An 8,589-nucleotide genomic window follows, 5' to 3' on the forward strand; every position below is an offset into this window, starting at 1 on the left:
GCTCCCATTCCTGAAAAAGAAAACGGAGGAGGCACGGGCCTCCTCCGCACTACATGTCGGTTATTGGCCGCGGCCGTATTTCTTGAACGTGGCGTCCCAATCCTTCGCCAGCGCATCCAGCATTTCCTTGGCCGTACCATCGCCATTTACGATGTACGGATAGACACGCTGGTTGAGCTGCTGCAGCAGTTCCGCATATTCCGGCACCGCCCAGAAGTCCTTGACCTTGAACATCGTGTCGTAGAAGGCCTTGTTGTAGGGCGTGGCGTTCTGGAACTCGGCCGATTCCAGCACGGCCTTGTTGCAGGTGTAGCCGCCGAGGGCTGCCCACTTCTTCTGCGTATCGTCCTGGATGAACCACTTCAGGAATTTCATCGCCTCTTCCTTGTTGTTGGAATAGGAGACGACGGAAATGCCCTGGCCGCCGAGCGCGGCGAATTGCTCACCACCTGGACCTGCCGGGTTGGCGAAGAAGCCGGTGTTCTTGGCATGCGGGTTCGACGCCTCGTTGATCAACGAGGGGAAGAAGGCGAAGTAGTTCATGCTCATCGCCGCCAGGCCTTCGGTGATGGCCTGGTTGTTCTCGACGAAAAAGGCGTTGGTCCAGCCCGGAGGCGTGAAGCCGAACAGCTTGCGGTAGTTTTCTGCCGCGGCTACCGCCTTGTCCGAGTTGATGATGCCGTCGACCTTGTAAGTGCCGAAGTCGCCGAGCTCACCGCCATACGAGAACAGCGCGTTCTCGAAGCCCATCGCCAGGCCGTCATACTGGTTCTGGGTGTAGATGGCGATGCCGTAGCGGTTCTGGTCGGGCCTATTGAAGAACTCCGCGATGTCGGTCATTTCCTTGAAGGTCTTGGGAACGGCAAGTTCGTAGCCATACTTGGCCTTGAACGCTTCCATTTCCTTCGGGTCCTCGAACCAGTCCTTGCGGTAGGCCCAGCCCACTGCGTCGCCCTCGGCCGGGATAGACCAGTATTTGCCGCTGTTGCCGGGATATTCGGAGTAGAACTTGACCGTCGCCGGAGCCATCTTGTCGAGAACCTGGTTCTCTTTGACGAAGTCCGTGAGGTCGACATAGTGACCGCCCTCGGAGGCGGCACCAAGCCATTGCGAGTCGCCGACGACCAGGTCATAGGCGCTGCCCTTGGCGTTGAACTCGGTGAAGGCCTTGGTCTGGAAATCGGCCCACGGGGTGGTTTCCACCGTGATCTTGACGCCGGTTTGCTTCTCGTACTCGTTGCCGAGTTCCTGCAGATAGTTTGCGGGATCCCATTCAGCCCAGAAGATGGTGAGTGACTTTTCCTGCGCGTAAACGGACGTTCCGCAGGCAAGCGTTAAGCCGATACCAGCAAGTACGCTGGTCACTAACTTGCGCATAATGATTTCCTCCCTTGTGCGCGTTCTACCTTATCGTGCGAGCCGGCAACGTGGCCGGCCCTGGTAGTTCCTCCCGTGATCGCACCTTTCCGGTTTCGAGCCTCCTCGCCCCGCCGGAAAATGGATCGCAGCCCTCACTTTCGATCCGCATTTCTGATCCAATCTGGTATTACCAATTTTGCATGCACGTCAAGCCCTTTCTTGGCAGCTTGACATGGCCATTGCCATGGGATTCCCGCTTTATCTGCCTGTTTTACCAAGATTTTCCTACTCAGTGATATGATTGGGTATTGTCCGATACTCCACCCAACGGCTAAGATCGGTAGTGTGCATGCCAATCTGGTCGAACCAGTTAGGCTCTATCTCATGACTGCCTTCGGATCGAGGCTGCCTCCTTCATCGACCGATTCCGCGACTGCCGCACGCACCAGCGCCCCGGCCGCCCACTGTGCGACCGCCCTCGTCCGGCGGCTGTCCAGCCCCCAGATATCCTTGAGCACGATCAGCACCTCGACGCCGAAGATCAGCGACAGCGCCTGCGCCAGCCGCTTGAAGTCGCGCGGCGGCAAACGGCCCTTGAGCGGCGCGATCGCATCTTTCAGCAAGTCGATGCGATGGCCGCGCGTAAAGGCGGGCTCACCGCCCAGCGTGCCGGCCTGACGTCGCGCCCATTGATCGAGCGACAGCTTCAGTGCTGCCTTGAACGTGGCTTCGAAGGCCTCGATGCGCGGCATGGCCGTGTCGAACAGCTCCGCGACCCGGCGCTCGGCATCGGCGGAGGTCGATTGCCAGGTGAGGATTGGCCCCAGCCCCTCGTCGACGACGGCCTGCACCAGTGCCGACTGGCTCGGGAAGTAACGATAGGCGGTGGCGCGGGAAACCTCGGCGGCCTCGGCGATCTCGCTGACCGAGGGTGTGACGCCCGCCTGCATCAGCCTTGTTGCCGTCTCCAGCATCAGCCGTTTCGTCCGCGCGCGCGGCCCACGTTCGGGCACTGGACCGGTTGCCCGTTCAGCGTCGTCGCTCGCAGCGGATTGTTGACGTGAGACATTCATGCCAATACGATACGCGCGTCTCAAAAATTTGCAATGGTGTCCGCATCGTCGAGTGGCCCGGGCAATGAGCAATGGGGGCGGCATCGCGCCTGCCAGGATCGGGGGAGCGCAATGAAGCGTATCTATGTGGTGGGTACCGCGGACACCAAGGGCGAGGAACTCGCCTTCCTGGCCGATGCGATCGCTGCTGCGGGCGCCCTCGTTAGCCGTGTCGATGTCGGAACGCGCGGCGCAACCATCCCCGTCGATATCAGCGCGAGGGAAATCGCCGACCATCATCCCGGCGGCCGTGACGCCGTGCTCGGCGGCAATGATCGTGGCGCCGCGGTCGCCGCGATGGGCATCGCCTTCGCCCGCTTTGCCCAATCGCGCAACGACATCGCAGCCATGATCGGCATCGGCGGCGGTGGCGGCACTTCGATCATCACGTCGGGCATGCGCGCCCTGCCGCTCGGCTTGCCCAAGATCATGGTCTCGACGCTCGCCTCCGGCGATACCGCACCCTACGTCGATGTCTCCGACATCATCATGATGCCGGCGGTGACAGACATGGCCGGACTGAACCGGCTCTCCCATGTCGTGCTGCATAATGCGGCTCAAGCCATATCAGGCATGGCGGCCAGACCGGCGCCGCCGCCAGACGGCCGGCCGTCGATCGGCCTCACCATGTTCGGCGTCACCACACCTTGCGTGACCGCCATCGCCGACCAGCTCCGTTCTGGATATGACTGCATGGTCTTCCACGCCACCGGCACAGGCGGCCGCAGCATGGAAAAGCTGGCCGACAGCGGCTTGCTGTCCGGCGTCGTAGACATCACCACGACCGAAGTCTGCGACCTGCTATTCGGCGGTGTGCTGCCGGCGACTGACGATCGTTTCGGCGCCATCGCTCGCACGGGGCTGCCCTATGTCGGCTCCGTCGGCGCGCTCGACATGGTGAACTTCTGGGCGCCTTCGACCATCCCGGAGCACTATCGCGATCGGCTGTTCTACGAACACAATCCCAATGTCACGCTGATGCGCACCACGGCGGACGAATGCCGTGCGATCGGCGAGTGGATCGGCACCAGGCTCGCCCGCTGCGGGGGGCCGGTGCATTTTCTCATCCCGGAAAAAGGCGTCTCGGCGCTCGACATCGAAGGCGGCGCCTTCTTCGACCCGGAAGCCGACGCCGTTCTGTTCGATGCCATCGAGCGCACCATCAAGCCCAACAGCAAGCGCCGCGTGACGCGCCTGCCGCTGCACATCAACGATCCCGAATTCGCAAAGGCTGCAACATCAGCCTTCCTCGACATCGCCAGACAGTGAGAGATCTCAAAAAATGCCCGCCATACCGCGCAAGGACATATTGAAGAAATTCAGGGGAATGATCGACAAGGGCGTGCCGATCGTCGGTGGCGGCGCCGGCACCGGCCTGTCGGCGAAAGCCGAGGAAGCCGGCGGCATCGACCTCATCATCATCTACAATTCCGGCCGCTACCGCATGGCCGGGCGCGGCTCGGCCGCCGGCCTGCTCGCCTATGGCAATGCCAACGAGATCGTCAAGGAAATGGCCTATGAGGTGCTGCCGGTGGTCAGACACACGCCTGTGCTTGCCGGCGTCAACGGCACCGACCCGTTCGTCATCATGCCGCTGCTGTTGGCCGAGCTGAAGACCATGGGCTTTTCCGGCGTGCAGAACTTTCCCACCATCGGTCTGTTCGACGGAAGCATGCGGCAAAGCTTCGAGGAAACCGGCATGGGCTTCGGCCTCGAGGTCGACATGATCGCCTCGGCGCACAAGCTCGATCTCTTGACCACGCCCTATGTCTTCAACCCCGACGAAGCCCGCGCCATGACAAAAGCCGGCGCCGACATCGTCGTCGCCCATATGGGTGTGACGACAGGCGGCTCGATCGGCGCCACGTCAGCCAAGTCGCTCGACGACTGCGTTCAGGAGATCGACGACATCGCCAATGCCGCGCGCTCGGTGCGCAAGGATGTCATCCTGCTTTGCCATGGCGGCCCGATTTCGATGCCCGACGACGCCCGTTACATCCTCTCCCAGGCCAAGGGCCTGCACGGCTTCTATGGCGCCAGCTCGATGGAACGGCTGCCGGCGGAAGCTGCGATCGCCAGACAGACCGCTGATTTCAAATCGGTGACGCTTGGTGGCCAGAAGACCACGAAGAAAAAGAAGGGATGAGAGAAATGACCGACAAGAGCAAAATGTTTGTCTACCCGAAGGACGTCAGCGCCTTCGGCTTCGACTGGGGAAAATTGGCGCTGACGGTGGCGCCCGAAGTGAATGGCGCAACCCGCTTTTCCGGCGGCGTCGTCGACCTGCCGTCCGGCAAGGGCCACACGCGCCACAACCATCCGGGCGCGGAAGAGATCATCTTCGTCATCTCCGGTCATGGCGAGCAGATGGTCGAGGACGAAAAGGGCAATCCGGTGGTCGCAAAAGTCGGCCCCGGCTGCACCATCTATGTCCCGGAAAGCCGCTTTCATTCGACGCTGAACACCGGCGATGGGCCGATGCAGCTGTTCGTCGTCTATTCGCCGGCCGGGCCTGAACTGGTTTTGCGCGAGCTGCCGGATTTCAGGCTGATTCCGGCGGGGCAGTGATCTTTCCTCCGTCCCGCGTTTGCTGGAAGGCCCCCTCATCCGGCCGCTTCGCGGCCACCTTCTCCCCGAGGGGAGAAGAGACGAGCATCATCGCCGGCTCCCTCCTCTCCCCTCGGGGAGAGGTCGGATTGCCCCGAATTGCTCTTCGCAATTCGGATGGCAATCCGGGTGAGGGGGCAGCAGCCTCAATACCAGCTAGGCGCTCGCGCCTCTGTTCCATCCCCTGCCACGATCACCGAACATCACATAGCCGGTGTCGGTAACCGCCAGCGTGTCCTCCAGCTTGATGAAGCCCCGCGTCGGGTGGAGCATGGTTGTCTCCACCGACAACACCATGTTCGTCTCCAGCGGCTTTGCCGCGTAAGTGCCTTCATAGGTGACCGGATGGTTCGTCATCAGGAACGGCGCTTCATGCGTGATCAGCCCCATGCCATGGGCGAAGAAATCCGTGTAGGGCGCGACCTTCGAAGCCTTCAGCACGCCCTCGGCATGCGAAATCATGTCGCCGCCCAGCGTGCCCGCTTTGACCTTGGAGAACGCCGCCTGCTGCACCGTCTCGACCTCGGCCAGCAAATCTCTAAGTTCGGCATCCGGTTCGCCGAGGATGCCCATGCGGCAGAGGTCGCCGATATAGCCGTGATAATTGCCGCCGGAATCGATTGACAGCACCTCGCCTTTTTTCCACGCCTGCGGTGAAGCGGCGCGGTTGTGGCTGGAGCCCAGCGTCAGCAGGCAATATTCGAAATGAATGCCGCGATTGGTTTCCTCGCGCCGCAGTTGTTCGATCATCTCGCCCTTGGTCGTGCCTTCGCGCGCCCAGGCAATGGTCGCCAGCATGGAATCGGTGATCAGTTCGGAGGCCGTGCGCAGCTTCTCCAGTTCCGCATCGGTCTTGATGGCGCGCATGCGCTCCAGCATGTCGGTCGCGTCGATCAGCCTGGCATCCGGCAACGCCTTGCGGATCAGCGTATAGGCGTCCGACGGCAGGAAGCCAGGCTCGATGCCGATGCGGGCGCCGGCCTTGCCGATCTTCTGCAGATGCTCGACCGCAAGGTTGGCGGCGTCGAGCGTGCCCCAGCAGGCGGCGTGCAGCGTCGGCGTCCAGAACGGGTTGTTCTGATGTTCGCCGCCCTCCATGCGGTTGCCGATATAGGCGGCATGGTCCGGCCCACCCTTTTCGTAGACGACGATCGGCAGGTATCGGCTGTGGCCGATCGCATCCATGGCGGCGAAGAAGATGAACTTGTAGCCGCCCAGAAGATATTGCGTGTTGTGCTTGGAGGTGGCGAGCAGCACATCGATGCCGGCCTCCTCCATCAGCCGGTCGACCCTTGCCTGGTCGAACGGAATATTGCCGACGGCATTCTTGCCCGGAGCAATGTTCATCTCTCTCTCCCTGAATAGCCGGATCGCCGCAGTTCCGCTCCCGATCCCTTGGCAGTGGTTAAATCTGCACCATTTTGCCCATTCTGGTCCAGCCAGAAAGAGATGAAATGTCGCCTCTCTACGTCTCTATGTTGTCATTCGTCGCACATCCAATCAATCTGGTCCTACCAGAATGATCAAATTGAGCCACGCCCTCCAAACTGGTCCAGCGGACGAAAATTTCAAAGCCAAGCGAGGATGCGCCAATTCCGTCTCTGGCGAAACCCTCGGCAAGGCTCATAATCGCCGCCGCAAGGGATGCTGGCGGGCTTGCCGGCGTCCGAGGGTATTGGCGCACCCGACCGGGTCGCGGAGAGGACGGAGTTCGATCATGTCAGGTTTCACGATTTCCAGACGCACGATGCTTGCCGGTTCGGCAATGCTGCTGGCCTCCACCGCAATGCCGGCACCGGGCTGGGCGCAGACGCCAAAGAAGGGCGGGCGGCTGGTGCTTGCCGCCGATTCCGAACCGCGCAACCTCAACCCGGCGATTGTCGCCTCCAACGGCGTGTTCTTCATCTCCAGCAAGATCGTCGAAACGCTGGCCGAAGCCTCCTTCGACGGCAAGGATGGGCTCGCGCCACGGCTGGCGCTGAGCTGGGAAGGTGCCGCCGACGGGCTCTCGGCGACGTTCAAACTGCGCGACGGCGTCAAATGGCATGACGGCAAGCCGTTCACTTCGGCCGACGTCGCCTTTTCGGCGCTGCAGATCTGGAAGCCGCTGCAGAATCTCGGCCGCACTGTGTTCAAGGATCTGGCCAGCGTCGACACGCCCGACGATCTCACCGCCATCTTCAAATTCGCCAAGCCGACGCCGTTCCAGCTGATCCGCAACGCGCTGCCGGCGCTGAGCAGCGTGGTGCCGAAGCACATCTACGAGGTCGGCAAGATCGAGGACAACCCGGCCAACAACGCGCCCATCGGCACCGGACCGTTCAAATTCGGCGAGTACAAGGCCGGCCAGTATTACCGGCTGACCAAGAACACGGATTACTGGGGCAAGGACGAGCCCTATCTCGACGAGATCATCTATCAGGTGTTGCCGGATCGCACTTCAGCGGCGAGCGCGCTGGAGGCCGAGGAGATCCAGCTCGCAGCCTTTTCCGCCGTGCCGCTGGCCGACCTCGACCGCATCTCGAAAGTGCCGGGCCTGAAGGTGATCTCCAAGGGTTACGAAGGGCTGACCTATCAGCTTGTCGTCGAGATCAACCATCGCCGCAAGGAACTGGCCGACCTGAAAGTACGCCAGGCGATCGCGCACGCCATCGACAAGGATTTCGTCATCAAGACGGTGTTCCTCGGCTATGCCGCCACGGCCACCGGTCCGGTGCCGAAGAACGATCCGCAATTCTACACCGCCGACGTGCCGACCTATGCCTTCGACGTCGCCAAGGCCAACGCGCTGCTCGACGAGGCCGGCTACAAGAAAGGTCCGGACGGCAAGCGCTTCACGCTAAAACTGCTGCCTGCGCCCTATTTCAACGAGACCAAGCAGTTCGGCGACTATCTGCGCCAGGCGCTCGCCGCCATCGGCATCGACGCCCAACTGGTCAACAACGACTCGGCCGCGCACATCAAGGCGGTCTACACCGACCACGCCTTCGACCTCGCGGTCGGCCCGCCGGTGTTCCGCGGCGACCCGGCGATCTCGACCACCATCCTGGTGCAGAGCGGCATTCCGGACGGCGTGCCGTTCTCCAACCAGGGCGGCTACAAGAACGACGCGCTCGACGCGCTCATCGCCAAGGCATCGGAGACGCTCGACGCATCAGCCCGCACCGACCTCTACAAGGAATTCCAGAAGGAGGTGGCCACCGACCTGCCGCTGATCAACGTCGCCGAATGGAGTTTTATCAGCGTCGCGCGCGACACTGTCGGCAACATCGCCAACAACCCGCGCTGGGCGGTGTCGAACTGGGCGGACACGTATTTGGAATCGTGACAGAATTGCGCGGATGAGAGTTTGCGAGAAAAGGGGAATTTGGCCGAAGGCCGAGTTCCTTCACACCCCCCTCTGTCCTACCGGACATCTCCCCCGCAAGGGGGTGTTTGGACCGGAGACATCGCGAACAGGTGTGCGAGGACATCGCGAACAGTTTTGTCACTTATCGTCTGCAGAGGTTGA

Annotated in this window: 7 protein-coding genes; 4 read left to right on the forward strand and 3 right to left on the reverse strand. The window is 61.8% G+C overall.

Going from position 1 to position 8,589, the window contains the following annotated elements; all coding sequences use genetic code 11:
* Positions 1-60 precede the first annotated feature (60 nt).
* The gene (locus NKK51_RS30540; RefSeq protein WP_127293507.1) at positions 61-1,377 is read right to left on the reverse strand and encodes an ABC transporter substrate-binding protein; all 1,317 of its coding nucleotides are present in this window, start codon (positions 1,375-1,377) and stop codon (positions 61-63) included.
* Positions 1,378-1,736: 359 nt separating this feature from the next.
* Positions 1,737-2,432, reverse strand: a complete 696-nt coding sequence (locus NKK51_RS30545) for a TetR/AcrR family transcriptional regulator (protein ID WP_352555945.1) — start codon at positions 2,430-2,432, stop codon at positions 1,737-1,739.
* A 111-nt stretch (positions 2,433-2,543) separates the two neighbouring features.
* Here NKK51_RS30545 and NKK51_RS30550 point away from each other — a divergent pair, with 111 nt between their 5' ends.
* Genes NKK51_RS30550 through NKK51_RS30560 form a run of 3 tightly spaced genes read left to right on the forward strand, consistent with a single transcriptional unit; the run spans position 2,544 to position 5,039 of the window.
* Entirely contained in the window at positions 2,544-3,740 is a 1,197-nt protein-coding gene (locus NKK51_RS30550; protein ID WP_352555947.1) for a Tm-1-like ATP-binding domain-containing protein, read from the forward strand.
* 13 nt (positions 3,741-3,753) lie between these two features.
* The gene (locus NKK51_RS30555; RefSeq protein WP_352555949.1) at positions 3,754-4,617 is read left to right on the forward strand and encodes a phosphoenolpyruvate hydrolase family protein; all 864 of its coding nucleotides are present in this window, start codon (positions 3,754-3,756) and stop codon (positions 4,615-4,617) included.
* 5 nt (positions 4,618-4,622) lie between these two features.
* Positions 4,623-5,039 (forward strand): cupin domain-containing protein, encoded by a 417-nt coding sequence (locus NKK51_RS30560; RefSeq protein ID WP_127293515.1) that lies wholly within the window; start codon positions 4,623-4,625, stop codon positions 5,037-5,039.
* 195 nt (positions 5,040-5,234) lie between these two features.
* Here NKK51_RS30560 and NKK51_RS30565 read toward each other — a convergent pair whose 3' ends face one another.
* A complete protein-coding gene (locus NKK51_RS30565; protein ID WP_352555951.1) occupies positions 5,235-6,425 on the reverse strand; it encodes a M24 family metallopeptidase in 1,191 nt (396 codons plus the stop codon).
* 370 nt (positions 6,426-6,795) lie between these two features.
* Here NKK51_RS30565 and NKK51_RS30570 point away from each other — a divergent pair, with 370 nt between their 5' ends.
* Positions 6,796-8,406 (forward strand): ABC transporter substrate-binding protein, encoded by a 1,611-nt coding sequence (locus NKK51_RS30570; RefSeq protein ID WP_352555953.1) that lies wholly within the window; start codon positions 6,796-6,798, stop codon positions 8,404-8,406.
* The last annotated feature ends 183 nt before the right edge of the window (positions 8,407-8,589 follow it).

It is taken from the genome of Mesorhizobium sp. M0011 (genome assembly GCF_040324155.1).
GTDB lineage: Bacteria > Pseudomonadota > Alphaproteobacteria > Rhizobiales > Rhizobiaceae > Mesorhizobium.

Bases quoted from the DNA above. Each gene is read 5' to 3' on its own strand.
- NKK51_RS30540 (WP_127293507.1), bottom strand. From the start codon at position 1,377: ATGCGCAAGTTAGTGACCAGCGTACTTGCTGGTATCGGCTTAACGCTT.
- NKK51_RS30545 (WP_352555945.1), bottom strand. From the start codon at position 2,432: ATGAATGTCTCACGTCAACAATCCGCTGCGAGCGACGACGCTGAACGG.
- NKK51_RS30550 (WP_352555947.1), top strand. From the start codon at position 2,544: ATGAAGCGTATCTATGTGGTGGGTACCGCGGACACCAAGGGCGAGGAA.
- NKK51_RS30555 (WP_352555949.1), top strand. From the start codon at position 3,754: ATGCCCGCCATACCGCGCAAGGACATATTGAAGAAATTCAGGGGAATG.
- NKK51_RS30560 (WP_127293515.1), top strand. From the start codon at position 4,623: ATGACCGACAAGAGCAAAATGTTTGTCTACCCGAAGGACGTCAGCGCC.
- NKK51_RS30565 (WP_352555951.1), bottom strand. From the start codon at position 6,425: ATGAACATTGCTCCGGGCAAGAATGCCGTCGGCAATATTCCGTTCGAC.
- NKK51_RS30570 (WP_352555953.1), top strand. From the start codon at position 6,796: ATGTCAGGTTTCACGATTTCCAGACGCACGATGCTTGCCGGTTCGGCA.